Below are 21,526 nucleotides of genomic sequence, written 5' to 3' on the forward strand. Positions count from 1 at the left end.
GGGGCGCTGCCCCAGCCCCCGTTTCGCGCAGTTCCCCGCGCCCCTTGAAGGGCGCGGGGAACTGCGCGATCTTTGACGCCCCCGGCAGGGTTTCGGGAAGGGGCGGGTAGGGGAACCACCCGCCGTAGGCGGAACCGCCCGCCTCCGCTCACGCGGTGAGCAGCACCCCCGCGTACGACACTCCCGCCACGACCACCCAGGAGCACAGGCCCAGCGCCGCGACCCGGCCGCCCGTGCGGGACAGGCGCGGCAGGTCCACCATGCTGCCGAGGCCGAACAGCGCTGCGGCCAGCAGCAGTTCCTGGCCGACCCCGGCCGCGTCCAGCGCCCCGTCCGGCAGCCACCCCGTGCTCCGTACGAGCACCATCGCCAGGAACCCGGCGACGAACAGCGGCACCAGCGGCGGCCGCTTGCCCGCCGCGCCCCCGTCCGTGCGCCGCCGCGCCCGTACCGACAGGGCCACCGCCGCGACCAGCGGCGCCAGCAGCGCCACCCGCATCAGCTTCACGAGCACCGCGTCGCCGAGCGCCCCGGGTCCCGCGGTCTGCGCGGTCGCCACGACCTGCCCCACGTCGTGGACGCTCGCCCCGACCCACCGGCCGAACTCCGGCGCGTCCAGCCCGAGCGGCCCCTGGAGCAGCGGCAGTACGGCGATGGCGAGCGTGCCGCAGAGGGTGACCAGCGCCACCGACGTCGCCGTGTCGCGCTCGTCGCTGTCGTTGACCTCGCTCATCGCGCCGATCGCGGACGCGCCGCAGATGGAGTACCCGGTCGCGATGAGCAGCGGCTGGTCGCCGGGCAGCCCCATGCGCCGCCCCAGCCACCACGTACCGAAGAACGTCGCCGCGACGACCGCGAGCACCATCGCCACGGTCGCCCAGCCGAGCCCCAGCACGTCGCCCGCGCTCAGCTTCAGCCCGAGGAGCACGATGCCCACGCGCATCAGCCGCTTCCCGGCGAACGACAGGCCCGCCTTGGCGGTGCCCCGCACCACCTCGCGCGCCCCGGGCAGATGGGCGGCGGTCAGGCCGAGCACCACGGCGGCCGTGAGCATCGGCACGGCAGGCACCAGCAGGTGCACGCACCAGGCGACGGCCACCCCGAGCGCGGCGAGCGCGAGCCCCGGCAGGTCGCCTGGCGCGGGGACGGGCAGCAGCGACGCCGGGGTGGGCGTGCGGCGCGGGGGAGCGGCGGACGCGCGCGAGGGCCGCCGGTCGAGCAGCGCCATCAGCGGTCCGCCTCCAGCTCGTACACGCGCCGGACGCTGCTGCCCAGGCGCGAGATGTCGGCCCCGTACACGTGGAGCGAGATCGCGAGCGAGGGGCCCGCGTTCCAGACGCGGTGGATGTCGCCGGGCGGGGCGAAGCCGCAGACCGCGCCGAGCGGGTTGACGACGTCCTCGGTGGCGACCAGCCTGGCCTCGCCGCCGGTCTCCGTGGCCGGGACGAGCCGGTAGCGGCGCTCGTGCTCCTCGCCCCGGTGGACGCCGGTGACGCACCAGGAGACGTGGTCGTGGATCGAGGTGCGCTGGCCGGGCAGCCAGACGAGCGCGACGAGCGAGAAGCTGCCGTCGTGCTCGGCGTGCAGCAGGTGCTGGCGGTAGCGCTCGGGGTCGCCCTGGCACTGCACGTCGGCCAGGAGGTCGGCGGCGCCGAGGTGCGGCGCGAGGCGCTCGCCGACGAGGTAGGCGGTGAGGTCGGGCGGCAGGCCCCGGCCGACCGCGTCCCGGATGTCGGCGACGAGGGCGTCGAGGCGAGCGGTGGTCGTCTCTGCGCGGTACGCGGTCGGAGTGGTCATGCCAGCAGCGTCGGGGCGGCCGATCCATCACGTCCAACGACGGTTCCTTGGACTTGTGCGAAGCCGCGCTTATGCGTCGCGCCGTGCGTCGCGGGTGCCGCTCAGCAGCCGACCCGGTTCGCCGCGACCTTCTTCAGCTGCTCCAGCACGAGCGCGGTCGCCGGGATCCGCAGGTGTTCCCGGAGGACGTACGCCGAGACCTGGCGCCGCGACGCCGGGTCCAGCGGGCGCCCCACCACCTTCTTGTGGCACAGGAACGACAGCACCAGCGCCGGGACCATCGCGATGCCGAGCCCCTCCGCCACCAGGCTCTGCACCACCAGGTTGTCGTCCGTGGTGAACGTGATGTCCGGGGCGAAGCCGTCCTCCGCGCACTCGTGCAGCAGATTGGCCCGGCAGCGCAGGCACCCCGCTATCCACCGTTCGCCCGCGAGGTCGGTGAGTTTGATCGAACGGCGCCTGGCCAGCGGGTGCCCGACCGGGAGCAGCACGGTCAGCTGGTCCTCCAGGAGCGGTATCTCCTCGACCTCGTCCGGCACTTCCTCGTGCAGGCCGGGGTAGGTGAAGGCGAGCGTGACGTCGCACTCGCCGCGCACCAGCCGGTGCAGCGACTCGGGCGGTTCGTTCTCCTGGAGCTCGACCCGGATGCCCGGATGGCCCGCGTCGAGCCGGGCCAGCGCCTCGGGCACGAGCGTGGCGCTGGCGCTGGGAAAGGCACAGATCCGCACCCGGCCCGAGCGGAGCCGGGTGATCGCGTTCATCTGCTGCTGGGCGGTGGAGATGTTCTCCAGGATGATCCCGGCGTGCCGCGACAGCGCCTCGCCGGCCTCGGTCAGCCGCATGCGGCGGCCGACGCGGGTGAAGAGCGGCGTGCCCACCGAGCGTTCGAGCGCCTTCATCTGCTGGGTGATGGCGGGCTGGGTGTAGCCCAGCGAGCGGGCGGCAGCGGAGTAGGTACCGGTGCGGACCACTTCGTGGAAAGTCCTGATGTGCCGCGAGTCGAACACCGCAGAATCATAAGCGGATGTTGGAGTACTCGAACAGTTCTCCGGCTGCGCCTTTTCGGCCAGTACGCGGTCAGGACGCGGCCGGTACGCGGCCCGGCGGTTTCCGCAGCCGTTCCCGGGGAACTTCACAAGATCGCAACGGGTAGCCCTCGACACGGTGCCGCCCGCGCTGCCAGGCTCCCGCCATGCCGCACCGCAACCACCTCAAGACCCTCGCCGCCGCTGCCCTCCTCCTCCTCACCGCCGCCGTCGGCTGCGCCCCGCAGGAGTCCGAGAGCGCGACCGGGAAGACCCCCGCCGCGTCCGGCGCCGCCTGCGCCAAGGGCGCGCTCGCCACCGGGACGGCGGGCAGGCTCACGGTGGGCACGGACAAGCCCGCGTACGCGCCGTGGTTCCAGGACGACGACCCGGCGGGCGGCAAGGGCTACGAGGCGGCGGTCGCCTACGCGGTCGCCGAACGGCTCGGCTACGCCAAGGACAAGGTCGTCTGGCAGACCGTCCCGTTCAACTCCGCCGTCGCGCCCGGCGCGAAGAAGTTCGACTTCGACATCAACCAGATCTCGATCAGCGAGCAGCGCAAGAAGGCCGTCGACTTCTCCTCCGGCTACTACGACGTGCGCCAGGCGGTCATCGCCCTCAAGGACTCGCCCGCCGCGAACGCGAAGACCCCCGCCGACCTCAAGGACGTCAGGCTCGGCGCGCAGGTCGGCACCACCAGCCTCGACGTGATCAACGACGTGATCAAGCCGACGAAGAAGCCGGCCGTCTACCAGAAGAACGACTTCGCCAAGTCCGCGCTCAAGAACGGCCAGGTCGACGCGATCGTGGTGGACCTGCCCACCGCCTTCTACATCACCTCGGCGGAAGTGCCCGAGGCGAAGGTGGTCGGGCAGTTCGAGAGCGGCGGCCCCGGCGGCGAGCAGTTCGGGCTCGTCCTCGACAAGGGCAGCGCGCTCACCGCCTGCGTCACCGGCGCGGTCGACTCCCTGCGCGCGGACGGGACGCTCGCGAAACTGGAGAAGCAGTGGCTCGCGGACGCGGCGAACGCCCCGGTGCTCAAGTGAGCCTGCACAAGGAGGACGCGCTCCCCCCGGACCCGATCCCCCCGGACCCGCCCGGCACCGACCCCTACGTACCGTCGCGGCGCCGCGTCGACCGCGAGCGCTACAAGCGCCGCCGCGCCCTGCGCGCCACCGCGATCGCCGCCGTGTCCACCCTCGTCACCGGCGCCGTCCTCTTCCTCGCCGTCGTCAACTCGCCCGGCTGGGAGCGCACCCGCGCCACCTTCTTCAGCGCCGACTACGCCCGCGAGGCGTTCCCCCTCGTCATGGAAGGGCTCTGGCTCAACCTCCGCCTCCTCGCCGTCTGCGGCGCCGCCGTCCTCGCCATCGGCATGCTGCTGGCCGTCGCCCGCACCCTGCGCGGCCCCGCCTTCTTCCCGCTGCGCGCGCTGGCCACCGCGTACACCGACTTCTTCCGCGGACTCCCGCTGATCATCTGCCTGCTGATGGTCGTCTTCGGCGTGCCCGCGCTCCGGCTCCAGGGCGTCACCACCGACCCCGTCGTGCTCGGCGGCACCGCGCTGGTCCTCACCTACTCCGCGTACGTCGCCGAGGTCTTCCGCGCCGGGATCGAGTCCGTCCACCCCAGCCAGCGCGCCGCGGCCCGCTCGCTGGGCCTCACCCACCGGCAGGCGCTGCGCCACGTCGTGCTGCCGCAGGCCGTGCGGCGCGTCGTGCCGCCGCTCCTCAACGACCTGGTCTCGCTCCAGAAGGACACCGGGCTGGTCTCCATCGCGGGCGCGGTCGACGCGGTGTACGCGGCGCAGATCCTCGCGGGCAAGTCCTTCAACTACACGCCGTACGTCGTCGCGGGACTGGTCTTCGTCGCGCTGACCATCCCCATGACCCGCCTCACCGACTGGGTCACCGCACGCACGGACCGCAGGCGCACCCAGGGAGGAACCGCATGAGCGCCACGGCCGAGACCCCTCCCGGCACCCCCGTGCTGCGTCTGGAGAACGTCCGCAAGACCTTCGGCAAGCACGCCGAACCCGTCCTGCGCGACGTCTCCCTCGACGTCCCCGCGCACACCGTCACGGCCCTCATCGGCGCGTCCGGCTCCGGCAAGTCGACGCTGCTGCGCTGCGCCAACCTGCTGGAGGAGATCGACGACGGGGCGGTCTTCCTGGACGGCCGGGAGATCACCGACCCGCGCGTCGACCCCGACGAGGTGCGCCGGGGCATCGGCATCGTCTTCCAGTCGTACAACCTCTTCCCGCACATGACGGTGCTCGACAACATCACCCTCGCCCCGCGCCGCGTGCACCGGGCGCAGCGCGCCGCGGCCGAGGAGCGGGCGCGCGAACTCCTCGCGCGCCTGGGCCTCGCCGACAAGGCGGGGGAGTACCCGGACCGGCTCAGCGGCGGCCAGCAGCAGCGCGTGGCGATCGTCCGCGCCCTCGCGGTGCGGCCCCGGCTGCTGCTGCTCGACGAGATCACGGCGGCGCTCGACCCGGAGCTGGTCGGTGAGGTGCTGGCCGTGGTGCGCGGGCTGAAGGACGAGGGCATGACGATGGTCATCGCCACGCACGAGATGGGCTTCGCCCGCGACGTCGCCGACCAGGTGTGCTTCCTGGACGGCGGCCGGGTGCTGGAGCGCGGCACGGCGGCCGAGGTGTTCGGCGCGCCCCGCGAGGAGCGCACCCGCCGCTTCCTGCGGCGCATCGTGGAGTCGGGCCGCCTCGCCCCCGGATAGCGCGCCCGCCCCGCCGTGCTCTCTTGCGGTGACCGGGGAACCGGAGGAGAGTGGCGCCCACGTGGGTGGAACAGCGGCGGACCGGTGACGGAGGAGCCCCATGATGACCAAGCGGCAGCTCGTGGGCCTGCCCGAGGACGCGGACCTGAGGCGCGCCGACTCCCTGGCGCGGGAGATCTTCTCCGACGTCGCCAACAAATGGGCGCTCCTCATCATCGAGGCGCTGGGGGAGGGCACCCTGCGCTTCAGCGAGCTGCGCGGCGAGGTCGAGGGCGTCAGCCACAAGATGCTCACCCAGAACCTGCGCATGCTGGAGCGCAACGGCCTGGTCGACCGGAAGGTGTACCCCACGGTGCCGCCCCGGGTCGAGTACACCCTCACCGGCCCGGGGCAGGACCTGCGCGCGGCGGTCGACGTCATCTGCGGCTGGACGGGCAGGCACCTCGCTCACATCGAGGACGCGCGCGACCGCTTCGACGCCTGACCGCGCCCCCGGTCACCCCAGGTCGAGCGCGTTGGGCAGACCCAGCCGGTACCGCAGCAGGTCGTGCCGCTTCAGCGCCTCGACCGCCGGGACCCGGTGCATCGGGATCACCCTGCACCGCGGGGCCGTCGAACCCTCCCGGTCGAGCAGCGCGTTGACCGCCTGCCGGGCCGAGGCGTTCGCGCCCTCCATCGTCGCCAGGTCGATGTCCACGGCCACGTAGTCCCCGGCCAGGAAGAAGTTGGGGATCCGCGTCCCGGCCGACGGCCGGTTGTGGAAGGTGCCCACCGGGTGGATCAGCAGCTCGTCCTCGTTCGTCGGGTTCGGCGTGCCGAGACCGTCCACCCCCGGGTCCAGGAACCACGAGTGCAGCATCCCGTCGCTCAGCACCGTCCTGCCCGTGTCGTTGAGCGTCGCCTTGAGCTGCGCCCACACCTCGCGCGCCACCTGCTCGCGCGTGCACTGCTTGGCCGTCTTCCCGTACAGGATCCCCGGCTTGTCCCACTCCGAGACGTCCACCGACAGGCAGTCCGCCGCGACGCCGTCGCCGTAGTCGGCGGGGAAGTCCCGGTCCGGCCAGTGCTGCGCCTGCGCGATCGCGGTCAACGACCAGGGCGTGTCGACGCAGTTGAGGTGGCCGTGCAGGATCGGCGTCGGCCTGTTCAGATAGAACTGGATGCCGGTCATCCAGTCCGTTTGGAGCCTGTCGCACCGCGCGAGCTGCGGATCCGCCGCCCTGAGCGCGGCCGGCCAGGTGCGCCGGGCGTGCTCCACGGGGATCGCCGACACGTAGTGGTCGGCCGTGATCCGCTGCCGTACGCCCGAGGGGTCCTCGACCAGGGCCGCCTCGACGCGCCCCGCGCCGTACCGCACCTCGCGCAGCGTCCAGCCCAGCTCGAACCGCACGCCCAGCGTGCGCAGATGGGTCACCCACGGGTCGATCCACGCCTCGTTGGTGGGGAGGTTGAGGATGCGGTCGGGCGGGCCGTCCGCGCCCTGGCCGAGCGCGTTGAAGACGAACGCCTCGCCGAGCGAGCCGACCGTACGGGTCGACGCCTCCTCGGCCTTGGTCGCCACGATGTTGCGGGTCACGCCCACCACCAGGATCCGCTGGTAGTCGGCCGACATCCGGTCCGCCCTGGTGAACTCCCACCAAGGGGTGTGCTCCCACTGGTCGTCGCGGCGCTCGTCGCAGCTCGTGAGGAAGACCAGCGCGCGGTTCACGAAGTACAGCACCTCGTGGGCGGGGAGGTTGAGCGCGGTGTCGATGAGGCCGGTCAGCGCGCGCCTGATGTCGTCCAGGCTCAGCTCGGGCGGCTGATGGCCCGGCCAGGGGATCGGGATCCTGATGTCCTCGCGGCCCGTGCGCGCGAAGCTCATCTCGCGCGGTGCGACGAGGTTGTCCCACACGCCGCCCGGGTTGCCGGGGAAGGGGATGCGGCGCATCGTGTCCGGGAGGTTGTGGTAGATCCCGGGGACGAAGCGGAAGCCGTGCTCGCCGGGGAGCGGTCTGCGTCCGCCCTTCGCGCTGCCCGGCACGTCCATCGAGCGGGCCTTGCCGCCCAGCGCCCTGCGCTCGTACACGGTCACCGCGTAGCCGCGCTCGGCCAGCTCGTGCGCGGCGGTCAGGCCCGCGACGCCGCCGCCGAACACCGCGACGGAACGGCCCGCGGCCGCCCCGGCCCCGGACGCCGCGTGCGCCGCCGCCCCCGTCCCCGCTCCCGCCGCGACGGCCCCGGCGACCGCCGCGCCGCCCGCCATGAAGGTGCGCCGCGTGTTGCCCGTACGGTCCATGCCCTGCCCCCTGAGAGGTTTACCGGCGGTAACGTGCTGTCGGGCGCAGGACTATACGAAAGGCCCCCGGACCCCGGAAGACACACGGAAGCCGCGCTTCACAATGGCGCGATTTAATGGCCCCCATGTCCCGACGCACGCCTCGCACCTCCCGTACCTCCCGCGCCAGGCAGGCCCCCGCGCCCGCCGCGCCCCGCACCACCGACACGTCCCCCTGCCCCTGCGGGCTGCCCGCCGCGTACGGCGAGTGCTGCGGCCGCTACCACCGGGGGCCCGCGACGGCCCCCACCGCCGAGGCGCTGATGCGCTCGCGGTTCGCCGCGTTCGTCGTCGAGGACGCCGCGTACCTGCTGCGCAGCTGGCACCCCGACACCCGGCCCGGCTCCCTCGACTTCGACCCGTCGCTGCGCTGGCAGCGCCTGGAGATCACGGAGACCGGCGAGGGCACCGCGTTCCACGCCACCGGCACGGTCACCTTCCGCGCGCACTACACCGAGCGCGGCGAGCCGGGCGAGCTCCACGAGCGCAGCCGCTTCGCGCGGGTCGAGGGGGCGTGGGTGTACGTGGACGGAGAATTCCCCGACCTCAGCGGCTGACGTCTCCCGACTCCTCTGGACAGGCCCCGGACCCGACCGCGAAGATCACCGCAACACTGCGGTACGGGAGGGGAGTCGACCATGCGGATCTGTGTACTGGGCGCGGGGGCGATCGGCGGGTACATCGGCACCAGGCTCGCCGCCTCGGGCGCCGAGACCTCGGCCGTCGCCAGGGGCGCGACGCTGGACGCGCTGCGGGCGCACGGCTGGCGGGTGGACGACGCGGAGGGCGTACGCACGACCGCGCCCGTCCGCGCGACGGACGACGCGGCCTCGCTCGGCCCGCAGGACCTGGTGGTCCTCGCGGTCAAGGCGCAGTCGCTCGGCGCCGCGCTGCCCTCGCTGACCCCGCTGGTGGGCCCCGGCACCACGGTCCTCACCGCGATGAACGGCGTGCCCTGGTGGTTCTTCCAGGGCGGCTTCGGCGGCCCCTGCGCCGGACGCACCCTGGAGAGCGTCGACCCCGGCGGTCGCATCGCCGCGGCGGTCCCGGCGGAGCGGGTGCTGGGCTGCGTCGTCCACATGAGCAGCAGCGCGCCCGAGCCCGGTCTGGTGCACCACTTCCGGGGGACCGGGCTGATCGTGGGCGAGCCCGACAACACCGAGTCCGCGCGGGTGCGGGAGGTGGCGGGCCTGCTGCGGGCCGCGGGCCTCGACGCGACCGTCTCCACGGAGATCCAGAAGGACATCTGGTACAAGCTCTGGGGCAACCTCACGATCAACCCGGTGGCCGCGCTCACCGGGGCGACGGGGGACCGCATCCTCGCCGACGGACTGGTGCGGGAGTTCTGCCATTCGGCGATGGCGGAGGCGCAGGAGATCGGGGCCCGGATCGGCTGCCCGATCGCGGAGAGCCCGGCGGACCGCAGCGAGGTCACGCGCAAGCTGGGCGCCTTCACCCCCTCGATGCTCCAGGACGCGCGGGCGGGGCGCCCGTTGGAGCTGGACGCGCTGGTGGGGGCGGTACGGGAGATCGGGGCCGCGGTGGGCGTAGCGACCCCGCAGGTGGACACGCTCCTGGGTCTCACCCGCCTGGCGGCGGCCACGCGCCCTTGAAGGGGGGCGGGGCCGTGTCCGGTGTGCGGCTGCGCCGCGCGGTTCGCGGGAGCGGGGCACACGCCGTGCGCACCCCGCCCCCGAGCGGGCTCGCCGCCCCGCCCCCTTACCGCACCGCCGCCGCCAGGTCCTCCGCGAGCAGCCGCTTGGCGATCGCGTCCACCGCCGCCCGGAGCTCGGGCCCGCTCGCCCCCGCCTCCCCCCGGTCCTCCTCGATCTGCCGGTGCAGCCACCGCGCCCACGCCGCCCCCACGGCCTCCGCCTCCCGCGCCCCCGCCGCGGTGTGGGCGTAGAACTGGCCCTCCCGCGAGAGGTACCCCTCGTCCACCATCCGCTCGAAGACCGGCACCAGTACCTCGGGCGGCATCCGCCGGCGCCCCGCGATCAGCCCGAGGCTCGCGTACCCGACCATCCGCGTGTACAGCTCGACCTGCATCACCGCCCACGCCCCCGCGACGTCGAGCCGGGTGTCGGACCCGGCGACGATCTGCCGAGCCGTGTCGACTCCGACGCGCCGCATCTGCCGTCCCACGGCCCGCTCCAGCAGCTCCCTTGAGTCACCGGGCGTCGGCTGCGCGAAGCCCTCGCCCATGTCCGTGGACGCCTCCCGCGCGGAGTCCCGCAGCTTCACCTGCTTGAGGAAGAGCGCCACCACGAACCCGACGACCGCGACCGGCACGGTCCACAGGAAGACCGTGTGCAGCGAGTCGGCGTACGCCTGCACGATCGGCGCAGCCTGGTCGGCGGGCAGCCCGTGCAGCCCCTCCGGACTCTGCGCCGCCCTGGCGACGGCGGACGCCGCCGCCGCGTCGCCCCCGCTCGCCCGCACCGACTCCGCCACGCCCTCCGCGAGGTTGGGCTTCAGCGAGTTCGCGTAGATCGTGCCGAACACCGCCGTGCCGAACGAGCTGCCCAGCGTACGGAAGAAGGTGACGCCCGAGGTCGCGGTGCCCAGGTCCGCGTAGTCCACCGTGTTCTGCACCGCGATCGTCAGGACCTGCATGCACAGGCCGATGCCGATGCCGAGCACGAACATGTAGAGCGATTCGAGCCAGGCGCTGGACCCCGTGCCCATCAGCGAGAGCAGATAGAGCCCGACGCCCATGACCAGCGTCCCGACGATCGGGAAGATCCGGTACTTGCCGGTCTTGCTGACCACGTTGCCGCTGAAGATCGAGGCGCCCAGCAGCCCCACCACCATCGGCAGCGTCCGCACGCCGGAGATCGTCGCCGAGTCCCCGTCGACGTACTGGAGGTACGTCGGCAGGAAGGTCATCGCGCCCAGCATCGCGAAGCCCACCACGAAGGAGAGCACCGAGCAGACCGTGAAGACGGGGTTGCGGAACAGCGTCATCGGCAGCATCGGCTCGGCGGCCCGCGTCTCCGCCCAGCAGAACAGCGCCAGCCCGACGAGGCCGCCGGCGAACAGCCCCAGGATGACCGGCGAGCCCCACGCGTACTCGTTGCCGCCCCAGCTCGTCGCCAGGATGAGCGCGCTCGCGCCCGCCGCGACGAGCGCGATGCCCAGGTAGTCGATGACGGGGCGGGCCACCGAGCGCACGGCGGGGATGGTCCGCGCCGCCGCCAGGACCACCACGATCGCGATCGGCACGTTGACGTAGAAGCACCAGCGCCAGCTCGCGTGGTCCGTGAACAGGCCGCCGAGCAGCGGCCCCACGACCGTCGAGACGCCGAACACCGCGCCGATCGCGCCCTGGTACTTGCCGCGCTCGCGCAGCGGGATCACGTCCGCGATCAGCGCCATCGAGGTGACCATCAGACCGCCGGCCCCGATGCCCTGGAGCGCGCGCCAGGCGATCAGCAGCGTCATGTTGGTGGCCAGGCCGCAGAGGAACGAGCCGGTGATGAAGACGACCGCGGAGACCTGGAAGACCACCTTCCGCCCGAAGAGGTCGCCGAACTTGCCGACCAGCGCGGTCGCGACCGTCTCCGCGAGGAGGTACGAGGTGACGACCCAGGACATGTGGGCGGCGCCGCCCAGGTCCGCGACGATCGTCGGGAGCGCGGTGCCGACGATGGTCTGGTCGAGCGCGGCCAGCAGCATCCCGAGCATGATCGTCGCGACGACGATGTTGCGCTGCCGCCGGTCGAGCACGGGCGGCGCGGGGGCGGCGGGCGGCGCGGCTTCGCTGGTGGTGGTCACTCTCGCACCCTCACACCGGGCGGGAAACCCCGCACGTGCTGAGGTCCGTACGACGTACGGTGTGCGGATGCCCGAACGCTACCCGTCCATAGAACCCTACGACCACGGCATGCTCGACGTCGGCGACGGCCAGCTCGTGTACTGGGAGGTCTGCGGCAACCCGCGCGGCAAGCCCGCCGTGGTGGTGCACGGCGGCCCCGGCTCCGGCTGCACGCCGGGCGCGCGGACCCTCTTCGACCCGGAGCGCTACCGGATCGTCCTCTTCGACCAGCGCGGCTGCGGCCGCTCGACGCCGCACGTCGCCGATCCGGCGGCGGCCGACATGCGGCACAACACCACGCACCACCTGATCGCCGACATGGAGCGGCTGCGCGAGCACCTCGCCGTCGACCGGTGGCTGCTGTTCGGCGGTTCCTGGGGCTCGACGCTGATCCTCGCGTACGCGCAGGAGCACCCCGAGCGGGTCTCGGAGATCGTGATCTCCGGCGTCACGACCACGCGCCGCGTGGAGATCGACTGGCTGTACGGCGGGGTGTCCCGCTTCTTCCCCGCCGCGTACGAGCGCTTCCTGGCCGGGGTCCCCGAGGAGGCGCGCGGGGGCGGGCCGCGCGAGGTGATCGCGGCGTACGCCCGCCTCACCGACGACCCCGACCCCGAGGTGCGGGCGCGGGCCACGGCCGACTGGTGCGCCTGGGAGGACGCGGTGCTCTCCATGGAGCCCAGCGGCTCCGCCACCCCGTACGCGGACCGCCCCACGGCGGGCCGCCTGGCCCTGGTCCGCATCGCGTCCCACTACTTCGCGGAAGGCGCGTGGCTGGAGGAGGGCGCGCTGCTGCGCGGCGCGCACCGGCTGGCGGGCGTACCCGGGGTCCTGATCCACGGCCGCCACGACGTGAGCGGCCCGGTGGACACGGCCTGGCACCTGGCGAAGGCGTGGCCCGATGCGAAGCTCATCGTGGTGGACGACGCGGGCCACAAGGGCAGCGCGACGGTCACGTCGGAGATCGTGACCGCCCTGAACGCGTTCGCCCAGGAGCCCGCCGACGCCTGACTGGCGGTGCGGGCGGGGGTCGGCCTGCGCGGTCGAACCCCCGCCCGCACCGCTCACCGGATCTGCCGCCCCGTGATCGCCCGAGCGATCACCAGGCGCTGTATCTCGCTCGTGCCCTCGAAAATCGTGTAGATCTTCGCGTCCCGGTACATCCGCTCCACCGGATGCTCCCTGCTGTACCCCGCGCCCCCCAGCACCTGCACCGCCTTCTCCGTGGCGGACACCGCCAGCTCGCCCGCGCGCAGCTTCGCCATCGAGCCCTGGCCCGCGTCGAACGTCCGGCCGTCGCGGGCCATCCACGCCGCCTGCCAGATCAGCAGCCGCACCGCCTCGATCTCCGTGCGGACGTCCGCCAGGGCGAAGGCGATGGACTGGTTCTCGACGATGGGGCGGCCGAAGGCGACGCGGCCGTCGGCGTACTCCAGGGCGTACTCGTACGCGGCGCGCGCGATGCCCAGCGCCTGCGCGCCCACCGTCGGCCGGCTCACCTCGAACGTGGCCATCGCCGCCTGGGACTTGGCGCGCCCCGGGCCCGTACCGCCCGGACCCCGCCGCTCCGCCGCGCCCTCCCGCGCCCGTGCCAGCCGCGCCTCAAGCTTCTCCCCGCCGCCCAGCAGGCAGTGCCCCGGCACCCGTACGTCGTCCAGGAACACGTCCGCCGTGTGCGAGGCGCGCAGCCCCAACTTGCGTATCTTGCGGGCGCCTTCGAGCCCGGGAGTGCCGGGCGGGACGATGAACGCCGCCTGGCCGCGCGCCCCGAGCGCCGGGTCGACGGACGCGACCACCACGTGGACCCCCGCGATGCCCCCGTTGGTGATCCACGCCTTCTGGCCCGACAGGGTCCACTGGTCGCGCGCCTCGTCGTACCGCGCCCGCGTCCGCATCGCCGCGACGTCCGAGCCCGCGTCGGGCTCCGAGACGCAGAACGCGGCGACCTTCGGGTCCTGTTGGTCGCCGTAGCACTGCGGGACCCACTCGGCGAGCTGGTCGGGCGTGCCCGCCGAGAAGATCCCGGCGACCGCGAGCGACGTGCCGAACAGGGCCATGCCGATCCCCGCGTCGCCCCAGAACAGCTCCTCGTTGGCGATCTGCAGGGAGAGCCCCGTCGGGTCGCCGTACATGTCGGCCAGCGACTCGAAGCCGTACAGCCCGATCTTCGCGGCCTCCCGGATCACCGGCCAGGGGGTCTCCTCGCGCTCGTCCCACTCGGCGGCGGCCGGGCGCACGACGTCGGCGGCGAAGCCGTGCACCCAGTCCCGCAGGTCCCGCTGCTCCTCGGTCAGCCCGAGGGAGAAGGGGCCCATCGCGCTCAGGCCTTCGGGATGTCGAAGTAGCGGGTGAGTCCGGAGGCGAGCGCGACGTCGCCCGCGACCTTCACCTTGCGCATCATGAACATGGTCACGGGGCTGCTGTTGCCCGAGACGAGCTTGAGGAACTCGGCGTCGGCCATGATCAGCGTGGTGCGCGGCTCGCGGCTCTCGTCCTTGCCCTCGCGCACCGTGCAGGCGCCGTCGGCGATCGTCGTCTCGAAGTACGCGTCCGACTCGCCGGTGACCTTCCAGCGGATCGTCGCGTCGAGCGACCCCGCGCTGTCCGGCCTGAACTGCTGCTTCATCCGGCCGAAGATCTCACCGAGGATCCGCTCGCGCAGCTCTCCGCGCATGATCTCGTCGATCTCCTGGGCGGAGAGGCCCTTGACGATCTTCGCGAACTCGGCCGGGGAGACCGAGGCGAAGTCGAGTCCGGCGATGCCGCCTGCCGCGTCGTCAGCCATGGAACATTCCTTACTCTCAAGTAAGCTTACTTGCGAGTCAGGTTAGAGGCCCCCGCCGCGCCGGGCAAGGGGCCTGACGACCAGTCCGGGGTTGTGCGCGGCGAGCACCTTGTTGGCGCGGGCCAGCTCGGCGAGTGCGCTCTCGCGGTCGGCCCGGTCCTCGGCGCCGAGCGGACCGCGGATGCCGCGGAAGCCGTACACCTCGCGCGCCGCGCACTCGGCTTCGTACTCCGCCCGCAGGACGCGCTCGGGGATGCAGGCGCCGATCATCACCGCGACGCGGTCGGGGATCGGGACGGGGACGAGGGGCGAGGTCTTCACGGTCTTTCCTTCTCTTCCGGTGGCCGCCTCGGCGTTCGGCGGTCCGCACATCTATAAGTACGGGATGCGCTTCCGGGTTTCTCGCCGGGTACGTCTCTGTGCGGCAACCGTTTACGAGTCACGTTACGCGGGAGTAAGTTGACCCCCCGGTTAGGTGCCGAGATCCCGGTATTTTCCCGCCCGCGAGCCGCGAACAGGAGCCGACCATGGGCGTGCGCAAGGATCTGAAGAGGGCGAAACGGCGGGCTGACCTCGCCCAACGAGCCCAGATCGAACTGATACGCGACGGTGGGGGTGTCGTACGGGAAGTGCGCGCGGCGCCGCTCGCGACGGAATCGAGCAGAGGGCGGGTGGCCGACATCCCGTTCGTCAACGCCGATGAGGCGCCTCACTCCGTGGTGCTGCGGCGCCGCGGCGAAGACGGCTGGAACCCGGTCACCTCTGTCGAGTTCGCCCGCCAAGTCACCGCCACGGCCAAGGGGTTGATCGCGGCGGGGCTCCAGCCCGGCGGCCGCGTCGCCCTGATGTCCCGCACCTCCTACGAATGGGCCGTCCTGGACTTCGCCGTCTGGGCGGCGGGCGGCCAGAGCGTCCCCGTCTACCCCACGTCGTCGGCCGACCAGCTCGACTGGATCCTCGGCGACTCGGGCACCCGCTTCGCCTTCGCCGAGAACGCCGACCTGGCCGACCTCGTGCGCGGCGCGGGCGGCGACCGGGTCCGCGTCTGGTCCGTGGAACCCGCGGGCGAAGCGCGCGCAGCGCTCGACGAACTCGCCGCGCTCGGACGCGAAGTGACGGACAGTGAAGTCGGCGAGCGGCGCGCCGCGCTGCGCCACGACTCCATCGCCACGGTCTGCTACACCTCGGGCACCACCGGCAAGCCCAAGGGCTGCGTGCTGACCCACGGCAACCTCCACGCCGAGGCGGCCAACACCGTCGAACTGCTGCACCCCGTCTTCAAGGCCGTCACCGGACAGACCGCGTCCACCCTGCTCTTCCTGCCGCTCGCGCACATTCTCGGCAGGGCCATCCAGATCGCCTGCCTCATGGCGCGCATCGAGCTGGGCCACTTCCCCAGCATCAAGACCGACGAACTCCGCCCGGAGCTGCGGAAGTTCAAGCCGACGTTCATCGTGGGCGTGCCGTACCTCTTCGAGAAGATCCACGACTCGGGGCGGGCCACGGCCGAACGCATGGGGCGCGGCGCGTCCTTCGAGCGGGCCGACCGGATCGCGGTGCGCTTCGGCGAGGCGTACCTCGCGAAGTTCCTCGGCACGGGCAAGGGGCCGGGCGTCGGCCTCGCCGCGGCCTGGGGGCTCTACGAACTCCTCGTGTACCGCCGCATCAGGAACGAGCTCGGCGGGAACCTGCGCTACGCCATCAGCGGCGGCTCCCCGCTCGACCGCGGACTGAACCTCTTCTTCTACGCGGCGGGCATCAACATCTACGAGGGGTACGGGCTCACCGAGACCACCGCGGCGGCCACCATCATCCCGCCGCTCAGCCCGCGCCCCGGCACCGTCGGACTGCCCGTGCCCGGCACCTCCGTGCGCATCGCGGACGACGGGGAGGTGCTGATCAAGGGCGGGATCGTCTTCGGCGCGTACTGGAACAACCCGGAGGCGACCGACGCGGTCCTCGACGACGGGTGGTTCGCCACGGGGGACATCGGGTCGCTGGACTCCGACGGGTACCTGACCATCACGGGCCGCAAGAAGGACCTCATCGTCACCTCGGGCGGCAAGAACGTCTCGCCCGCGGTCCTGGAGGACCGGCTGCGCAGCCGGCCGCCGGTGGGCCAGTGCATGGTGGTCGGCGACAACCGCAGCTACGTCGCTGCCCTGGTCACGCTCGATCCGGAGGCCGTCGCGCACTGGCTCTCGGTGCGGGGGCGCCGCGCGTCGATCGCGGAGCTGTGCGACGACCCCGGGATGCGGGCGGACGTGCAACTGGCCGTGGACTACGCCAACCAGGCGGTGTCCAGAGCGGAGTCGATCCGCAAGTTCCGTGTGGTGACGGGGGAGTTCACGGAGGAGAACGGAATGCTGACGCCTTCGCTGAAGGTGAAGAGGCACGCGGTGGCGGCGGCGTACGAGAAGGAGATCGAGGAGCTGTACCGGGAGTAGCGGGCGCCGCCGGACCGGTGCGCGTCGCCCAGGGGCGCCGCCCTTCGCCCGCGGCGGGGCGGGGTGCGGCCCGCCGCGGGCGAAACGCACCGCACCGGGGCCGGTCACCGTAACGAGGTCTCGCCGCCCTTCGCCGCCCGCCCGCGCAGCTGGAGCGCCCGCAGCACCGCCTCGGTGGTGAACCTCCGCTCGGGATCGGTCAGCTGCTCGCCGAAGATGGACTCCAGGCTCCGCATCCGGTACCGCACGGTCTGCGGATGCACGTCGAGCAGCTCACCCATCTGCGCCGCCGTGCCCCGGGTGTCGAGCCAGGTGCGCAGGGTCTCCACGAGGCGGTCGCGCCGGGTGGGGGTGTGGCCCGCGACGGGCGCCAGCTCGCGCGCGGCGATGTGGTCGATGAGCGCCGCGTCCGAGAGCAGCCAGAGGGTCGTGAGGTGGTCCTCGGTGCGGACCAGCGGCCCGTCCGGGACGACCCCGGCGTCGATGAGTTCGAGGACGCGCCGCGCCCAGCGCAGCGAGTGGGAGGCATCGGCCAGGGGCACGGTGAGGCCGATGGCGGCGCGGTTGCCCAGGAGCCCGGCGCCGAGGGTGCGCCTCCGCTCGTCGGTAAGCGGCCCGGGGACCAGGAAGTGCGGCAGCGGATCGCTGAGGTCGGCGAGGACATCGTTGTCCAGATCCCCCCGCTCCACCGAGGCGGGGGTGCGCAGCGCGACCAGCGTGACCTGCGCGGGCAGCGCCCACCGGGTCTGCTCGCACAGCTCGGCGATGGCGGTGCGGGGGGCGGGCGGCCCGGCGAGCATGAGGTGCAGGAGCCGGCGGCGCAGCATGTCGGCGTGCTCGCCGGGCTGGGCCTGGGCCTCCAGGAAGCCCTCGCGCGACAGCGACTCCAGCTCGTCGATGTAGGCGAAGAGGGCGTCGGCGAAGCTGAGCATGAGCGTGGGGGAGAGGTTGTAGCGGCGGCCCACCTTCTTGGCGCGGCGCAGCGCGATCCGGGCGCCGAGGCGGTAAGCCCCTTGCAGGGGCTCCATGTTGCGTCCCTCGTAAGCCTCGAACCGGCCAAATTTGCGGAAGAGGTCGTCACGCAGTGCGGTCGGCGTCGACGGCTCGGCCACCTGGTCCACGAAGGCGGAGAGGCTCTGCTCGACCCCGATGCGCATGGTCTGCCCGTAGGGGCCGTTGAGGAGCCGCGCGTACTCGGGGTAGGCGCGTGTGACCTCGACGCCTATCTCCTTGATGAGGCTGGGCAGTTCGGGCCGCATGATGGCGGCGAACTCCTGGGGCAGCGGTCCGAGGGTCTCTCCTGTCTCCGACGGCTGCACGACTCTGGGCATGCGTGGTGTCCCCTCGATCTCTCAGGAGTCCGGTGGGGGTTGGGGCGTATGGGGAGCGCTCCCACGGACCGACAGGTGCGTACCAACGTGGGGTGCTGAACATAGACCAACCGGAGCCTCCTGCACACCACTTGTCACAAGGTGAGTTGCAGGGGGCACGTAAAGCGGGCGGGCCGGGCGGCCGGCGCCGGGCGGGGGCAAGCTGCTCACCTCCGGACAAAAGATCCGGACCGAATGCTCAGGACGAGACAAAAGGTAACCGCGGGTAAGGGGTCGGCAAGGTGGCGAAATGGCCAGCATCGCACCCGTCAGGTTACTGGTACGTAGCGAGGGTGGCGCAAGGTGTGTGACGGCGCCCAGCCGTACGGATTTTGTGATGCAGGATAAAATTACTCACCCGATGACAGATTTCACGGATGTAATTGCTCGCCCGCTGACAGGAATTCGAGCGCGTGGCGGAAAGGTGCCGTGCGGCGGGATCGGGATAGGTTTCCCGTAGATGGCGTCGGGTCGGCCCCGGCGTGGTCACTGAGTGTCCGGGCATTCGGTTCGCGGCGGGGAGGAGAGGGCTGTGCGCACCGCGTCGGGGTTGCCGGTCGCGCCGGTGGCACGGGACGTGCGCCCGCCACCGGTGGGGATCCCGCCCGTCGCGCGCGCGGCGCGCGACCCGGCGGCGCCGGGCGGCGGCGGTGGATTCGGCCCCGGTGCCGCCTGCGTACTCACTCCATGACAAAGGAAATCGGCGCGTTACTTACGCCGGAACGAGAACCGAGCTCTCCGGAAAGAATCTTCGGCACCGCCATTGTGTCGTGAAGTTTCTCGCAAGTAACGTCACGCCTTGTCACCGTTCGAACGTGGCTGAATCGCCGTCGTGGGATTCTCGCTCCATGCACCGCCGACCCCCGCACTGCCAAACCCGGAGGAATTCGCTGTGCGTAATGCCGTCAGAAAGTTCGCCGTAGCCGCAGGCGCCGCCACCGTCGCCGTCGTCGTCGCCACCACGCCCGCCATGGCGCTCCCGAGCACCTGGACCGTCACCCCCAGCGGAGCCACCTTCACGGCCAGCTCCACGGACACCGTCCTGGAGGTCAACGGGATCCCGCTGACCTGTCCGATCGCCACGGCCGGTGGCTCCATGTTCAGTGCCACCGGGAACCCGGCCATCGTCGGGAACATCGCGCCGGTCAAGTTCGGCAGCGCCACCCAGCCCTGTGACAGCCCGTTGGGTTCGGTGACCCCGGTCACCGACACGTCCACGCCCTGGAAGCTCAAGGCGGTCAACTACGCGAGCGGTAAGACCACCGGGCGCATCGACGGCATCAAGGCCAGCCTCACGGTCCTGACCTGCTCCTTCACCGTGACGGGTGCGGTCGACGGCACCTACACCAACTCCACGGGCAAGCTGGCGCTCGCGCCGGTCGCCGGCAGCGGCAACCAGCTGACGGTTTCGGGCGCCTCCGCCGCGTGCGCGGGCATCGTCGCCAACGGCGACCACCCGACGTTCACCGGCTCGTTCCTCGCGAAGGCCCCGGGCAACGTCATCCCGACCATCGTCGGTTCCTGACGGCCTGCGGGTTCCGACCCGCGTGAACGAGGGTCGCGCGGCGGGGCCACCCGCCGCGCGACCCGTCGGACGGCCGAAAGACCCGAAGACCTGAAGACCGGAAGAACCGGAAGAAGGGGAGCCGAGCGGGATGAGGCACGGCATGGTCGCTGGAGCACGGACGCGTACGACGGCCAAGGGCGCCGCCGTCGCGGCCGCGGTGCTGCTCGCCGGGATGATCCCCGGCGCGCGGGCGGCCGAGGGGGACCAGCGGGTCGACGCGGAGCTGTCCTACACGTGCGACCTGCCTCCGGGCAAGGAGTCCGTGAAGGTACGGGTCTCGGCGAAGCTCCCCGGCAGCGCGGCGGCCGGGCAGGCCGTCGAACCGGCCGACGTGGAGACGGAACTGACGCTGCCCGGGTCCGTACTGGCGGAACTCGCCAAGACCGGGGCCGCCGCCCTCTCCGCGACCACCCGGCTCACCACCGAGGTCGCGCAGAACGAGGAGAAGGCCGAGGCCGTCTGGGCGGGCACGGTCACCGCGCCGTCCCCCGTTCCGGCCGCCGGCGACCTCGCGCTCCTCGCCACGGGCGCGGTTCCCTCCGTGACCGGACAGGCCGGAGGCGATCTGACCTTCACCGCGGGCGCGCTCTCCGGCGAGCTCGTCCCCGCCAAGGAGGACGGGACGCCCGTCGAAACGGGTCCGGTGGCGTTCTCCTGCACCCCGATGCCCGGACAGGACCTGCTCCTGGGGACCGTCGAGGTCACCGGGGGCGAGGAACCGGCCGAGCCGTCCCCGTCCCCGTCGGCGCCGGGCGCGGATCCCTCGCGGCCCGCCGCCGAGCCCCGGGAGAAGGGCCCCGACGTGCTGCCCGAGATCAAGGACGAGCCGGGACCCGGGACGGGCACCGCACCGCCGTGCGTGGGTGACGCCTCCAACGGCCGGGCCCTGAACGCCTATGCCGCCGGGTACTCGAACGTCACCAAGCTCAAGGGCGCGGCCCTGCTGCCCGTGGCCTGCGCGCAGATCGAGCAAGGGCCGAGCAAGATAGTCCCCGACGAGGTGGACCCCCTCGTGAAGCACCTGCTCCAGGATTCCACCGTCGTGCTCGACCACTACGGCAAGCCGCAGCTTCCGCCGGCCACCGCGACGTTCCTGACGTTCGGCTTCATGCCGACCACCGCGAAGATGGAGATGACCCAGCTTCCGCCCGGGGTGGGGGAGGACGGCAACCCGCTGTACAACATCCGTTCCGACATGCGGATGCAGCTCAGGCCTTCGGTCAAGTACACGACGAAGACGACCATCACCCTGAAGCTCTCGCTCAGGCTGTACGACGTCGAGGTGAACGGCGTTCCGCTCGACGTCGGCCCGAACTGCCGTAGCGACAGGCCCTTCACGCTGGAGCTCACGGGGCTCGCGGACAGCACCAACCCCGACAAGTCGAACCAGTACAAGCTGAGCGACGGAGGAGTGCTCACCGGATCCGTCACCGTCCCGCCGTTCTCCGGCTGCGCTTCGGGGAGCGACGACCTGGACAAGATCTTCACCGCGGCGATCTCGGGGGTCCCCGGATTCGTCAAGCAGGTCCAGGGGAGGCCGTGCGCCCCTGGCAACGGCAGCGGTTGCACCCCCACGAAGGAACCGGTGGACATCCCCCAGCCGAGGCGCTGACCCGGCGCCCGCACCACCGCACTTTCCCCCGCAACTCCCCAAGAACCGGA

19 protein-coding genes are annotated in these 21,526 nt (G+C 72.3%); 10 read left to right on the forward strand and 9 right to left on the reverse strand.

The features are described from left to right. Nucleotides 1-148: 148 nt before the first annotated feature. The 3 genes from ACIBNE_RS01235 to ACIBNE_RS01245 all read right to left on the reverse strand — a co-directional run bounded on the left by ACIBNE_RS01235 (nt 149) and on the right by ACIBNE_RS01245 (nt 2,804). The gene (locus tag ACIBNE_RS01235; protein WP_399268160.1) at nt 149-1,228 is read right to left on the reverse strand and encodes a YeiH family protein; all 1,080 of its coding nucleotides are present in this window, start codon (nt 1,226-1,228) and stop codon (nt 149-151) included. Then, nucleotides 1,228-1,797 (reverse strand): cysteine dioxygenase, encoded by a 570-nt coding sequence (locus tag ACIBNE_RS01240; RefSeq protein ID WP_399268162.1) that lies wholly within the window; start codon nt 1,795-1,797, stop codon nt 1,228-1,230. The genes ACIBNE_RS01235 and ACIBNE_RS01240 overlap by 1 nt, the downstream gene beginning before the upstream one ends. 101 nt (nt 1,798-1,898) lie before the next feature. Continuing rightward, nucleotides 1,899-2,804, reverse strand: a complete 906-nt coding sequence (locus tag ACIBNE_RS01245; protein WP_399268164.1) for a LysR family transcriptional regulator — start codon at nt 2,802-2,804, stop codon at nt 1,899-1,901. A 185-nt stretch (nt 2,805-2,989) separates the two neighbouring features. On the opposite strand from ACIBNE_RS01245, the gene ACIBNE_RS01250 reads away from it, so the two are divergent. The 4 genes from ACIBNE_RS01250 to ACIBNE_RS01265 all read left to right on the forward strand — a co-directional run bounded on the left by ACIBNE_RS01250 (nt 2,990) and on the right by ACIBNE_RS01265 (nt 6,045). Beyond that, nucleotides 2,990-3,868, forward strand: a complete 879-nt coding sequence (locus ACIBNE_RS01250; protein ID WP_399268166.1) for an ABC transporter substrate-binding protein — start codon at nt 2,990-2,992, stop codon at nt 3,866-3,868. 2 nt (nt 3,869-3,870) lie between these two features. Further along, nucleotides 3,871-4,776: an amino acid ABC transporter permease gene (locus ACIBNE_RS01255; protein WP_399269993.1), complete on the forward strand. Its 906-nt coding sequence runs from the start codon at nt 3,871-3,873 to the stop codon at nt 4,774-4,776. Next, complete coding sequence (locus tag ACIBNE_RS01260) at nt 4,773-5,561, forward strand: amino acid ABC transporter ATP-binding protein (protein ID WP_399268169.1); 789 nt, start codon at nt 4,773-4,775, stop codon at nt 5,559-5,561. Before ACIBNE_RS01255 ends, ACIBNE_RS01260 begins: the two co-directional genes overlap by 4 nt. Before the next feature lie 100 nt (nt 5,562-5,661). After that, nucleotides 5,662-6,045, forward strand: coding sequence for a winged helix-turn-helix transcriptional regulator (locus tag ACIBNE_RS01265; protein WP_399268171.1), 384 nt, complete (start codon nt 5,662-5,664; stop codon nt 6,043-6,045). A 12-nt stretch (nt 6,046-6,057) separates the two neighbouring features. Here ACIBNE_RS01265 and ACIBNE_RS01270 read toward each other — a convergent pair whose 3' ends face one another. Next, nucleotides 6,058-7,839, reverse strand: a complete 1,782-nt coding sequence (locus ACIBNE_RS01270; protein WP_399268173.1) for an FAD-dependent oxidoreductase — start codon at nt 7,837-7,839, stop codon at nt 6,058-6,060. Between the two features lie 125 nt (nt 7,840-7,964). Between ACIBNE_RS01270 and ACIBNE_RS01275 the strand changes: the two genes are divergently transcribed. After that, nucleotides 7,965-8,435 (forward strand): YchJ family protein, encoded by a 471-nt coding sequence (locus tag ACIBNE_RS01275; RefSeq protein WP_399268175.1) that lies wholly within the window; start codon nt 7,965-7,967, stop codon nt 8,433-8,435. A gap of 81 nt (nt 8,436-8,516) precedes the next feature. Continuing rightward, on the forward strand, nt 8,517-9,491 hold the full coding sequence (locus ACIBNE_RS01280) for a 2-dehydropantoate 2-reductase (RefSeq protein ID WP_399268177.1): 975 nt from the start codon (nt 8,517-8,519) through the stop codon (nt 9,489-9,491). Between the two features lie 106 nt (nt 9,492-9,597). On the opposite strand, the gene ACIBNE_RS01285 is transcribed toward ACIBNE_RS01280, so the two are convergent. Continuing rightward, nucleotides 9,598-11,655 (reverse strand): MDR family MFS transporter, encoded by a 2,058-nt coding sequence (locus ACIBNE_RS01285; protein ID WP_399268179.1) that lies wholly within the window; start codon nt 11,653-11,655, stop codon nt 9,598-9,600. A gap of 67 nt (nt 11,656-11,722) precedes the next feature. Here ACIBNE_RS01285 and pip point away from each other — a divergent pair, with 67 nt between their 5' ends. Beyond that, nucleotides 11,723-12,706 carry a prolyl aminopeptidase gene (gene pip, locus ACIBNE_RS01290; RefSeq protein ID WP_399268181.1) on the forward strand — a complete coding sequence of 328 codons (984 nt, stop codon included), beginning with the start codon at nt 11,723-11,725 and terminating at the stop codon, nt 12,704-12,706. A 53-nt stretch (nt 12,707-12,759) separates the two neighbouring features. Here pip and ACIBNE_RS01295 read toward each other — a convergent pair whose 3' ends face one another. From ACIBNE_RS01295 to ACIBNE_RS01305, 3 genes are read right to left on the reverse strand one after another with little or no spacing between them, the layout of a single operon-like run. Next, a complete protein-coding gene (locus tag ACIBNE_RS01295) occupies nt 12,760-14,010 on the reverse strand; it encodes an acyl-CoA dehydrogenase family protein (protein ID WP_399268183.1) in 1,251 nt (416 codons plus the stop codon). A 5-nt stretch (nt 14,011-14,015) separates the two neighbouring features. Continuing rightward, on the reverse strand, nt 14,016-14,480 hold the full coding sequence (locus ACIBNE_RS01300; protein ID WP_399268185.1) for an SCP2 sterol-binding domain-containing protein: 465 nt from the start codon (nt 14,478-14,480) through the stop codon (nt 14,016-14,018). A gap of 42 nt (nt 14,481-14,522) precedes the next feature. After that, the gene (locus ACIBNE_RS01305; RefSeq protein WP_399269995.1) at nt 14,523-14,750 is read right to left on the reverse strand and encodes a hypothetical protein; all 228 of its coding nucleotides are present in this window, start codon (nt 14,748-14,750) and stop codon (nt 14,523-14,525) included. 257 nt (nt 14,751-15,007) lie between these two features. Here ACIBNE_RS01305 and ACIBNE_RS01310 point away from each other — a divergent pair, with 257 nt between their 5' ends. Continuing rightward, nucleotides 15,008-16,927: an AMP-dependent synthetase/ligase gene (locus tag ACIBNE_RS01310; RefSeq protein ID WP_399268187.1), complete on the forward strand. Its 1,920-nt coding sequence runs from the start codon at nt 15,008-15,010 to the stop codon at nt 16,925-16,927. Nucleotides 16,928-17,031: 104 nt separating this feature from the next. Here the strand turns inward: ACIBNE_RS01310 and ACIBNE_RS01315 are convergent, their stop codons facing one another. Then, nucleotides 17,032-18,258, reverse strand: a complete 1,227-nt coding sequence (locus tag ACIBNE_RS01315; protein WP_399268189.1) for a helix-turn-helix domain-containing protein — start codon at nt 18,256-18,258, stop codon at nt 17,032-17,034. Nucleotides 18,259-19,189: 931 nt separating this feature from the next. Between ACIBNE_RS01315 and ACIBNE_RS01320 the strand changes: the two genes are divergently transcribed. Then, nucleotides 19,190-19,822, forward strand: coding sequence for a hypothetical protein (locus ACIBNE_RS01320; RefSeq protein ID WP_399268191.1), 633 nt, complete (start codon nt 19,190-19,192; stop codon nt 19,820-19,822). 142 nt (nt 19,823-19,964) lie between these two features. Further along, a complete protein-coding gene (locus ACIBNE_RS01325) occupies nt 19,965-21,476 on the forward strand; it encodes a DUF6801 domain-containing protein (RefSeq protein ID WP_399268193.1) in 1,512 nt (503 codons plus the stop codon). The last annotated feature ends 50 nt before the right edge of the window (nt 21,477-21,526 follow it).

Origin of the sequence: Streptomyces sp. NPDC050504, from assembly GCF_044458065.1 — a bacterium.
GTDB lineage: Bacteria > Actinomycetota > Actinomycetes > Streptomycetales > Streptomycetaceae > Streptomyces.

Coding starts and splice junctions, on each gene's coding strand:
- ACIBNE_RS01235 (WP_399268160.1), bottom strand. CDS start 1,228: ATGGCGCTGCTCGACCGGCGGCCCTCGCGCGCGTCCGCCGCTCCCCCG.
- ACIBNE_RS01240 (WP_399268162.1), bottom strand. CDS start 1,797: ATGACCACTCCGACCGCGTACCGCGCAGAGACGACCACCGCTCGCCTC.
- ACIBNE_RS01250 (WP_399268166.1), top strand. CDS start 2,990: ATGCCGCACCGCAACCACCTCAAGACCCTCGCCGCCGCTGCCCTCCTC.
- ACIBNE_RS01260 (WP_399268169.1), top strand. CDS start 4,773: ATGAGCGCCACGGCCGAGACCCCTCCCGGCACCCCCGTGCTGCGTCTG.
- ACIBNE_RS01265 (WP_399268171.1), top strand. CDS start 5,662: ATGATGACCAAGCGGCAGCTCGTGGGCCTGCCCGAGGACGCGGACCTG.
- ACIBNE_RS01270 (WP_399268173.1), bottom strand. CDS start 7,839: ATGGACCGTACGGGCAACACGCGGCGCACCTTCATGGCGGGCGGCGCG.
- ACIBNE_RS01275 (WP_399268175.1), top strand. CDS start 7,965: ATGTCCCGACGCACGCCTCGCACCTCCCGTACCTCCCGCGCCAGGCAG.
- ACIBNE_RS01280 (WP_399268177.1), top strand. CDS start 8,517: ATGCGGATCTGTGTACTGGGCGCGGGGGCGATCGGCGGGTACATCGGC.
- pip (WP_399268181.1), top strand. CDS start 11,723: ATGCCCGAACGCTACCCGTCCATAGAACCCTACGACCACGGCATGCTC.
- ACIBNE_RS01295 (WP_399268183.1), bottom strand. CDS start 14,010: ATGGGCCCCTTCTCCCTCGGGCTGACCGAGGAGCAGCGGGACCTGCGG.
- ACIBNE_RS01300 (WP_399268185.1), bottom strand. CDS start 14,480: ATGGCTGACGACGCGGCAGGCGGCATCGCCGGACTCGACTTCGCCTCG.
- ACIBNE_RS01305 (WP_399269995.1), bottom strand. CDS start 14,750: ATGATCGGCGCCTGCATCCCCGAGCGCGTCCTGCGGGCGGAGTACGAA.
- ACIBNE_RS01310 (WP_399268187.1), top strand. CDS start 15,008: ATGGGCGTGCGCAAGGATCTGAAGAGGGCGAAACGGCGGGCTGACCTC.
- ACIBNE_RS01315 (WP_399268189.1), bottom strand. CDS start 18,258: ATGCCCAGAGTCGTGCAGCCGTCGGAGACAGGAGAGACCCTCGGACCG.
- ACIBNE_RS01325 (WP_399268193.1), top strand. CDS start 19,965: ATGGTCGCTGGAGCACGGACGCGTACGACGGCCAAGGGCGCCGCCGTC.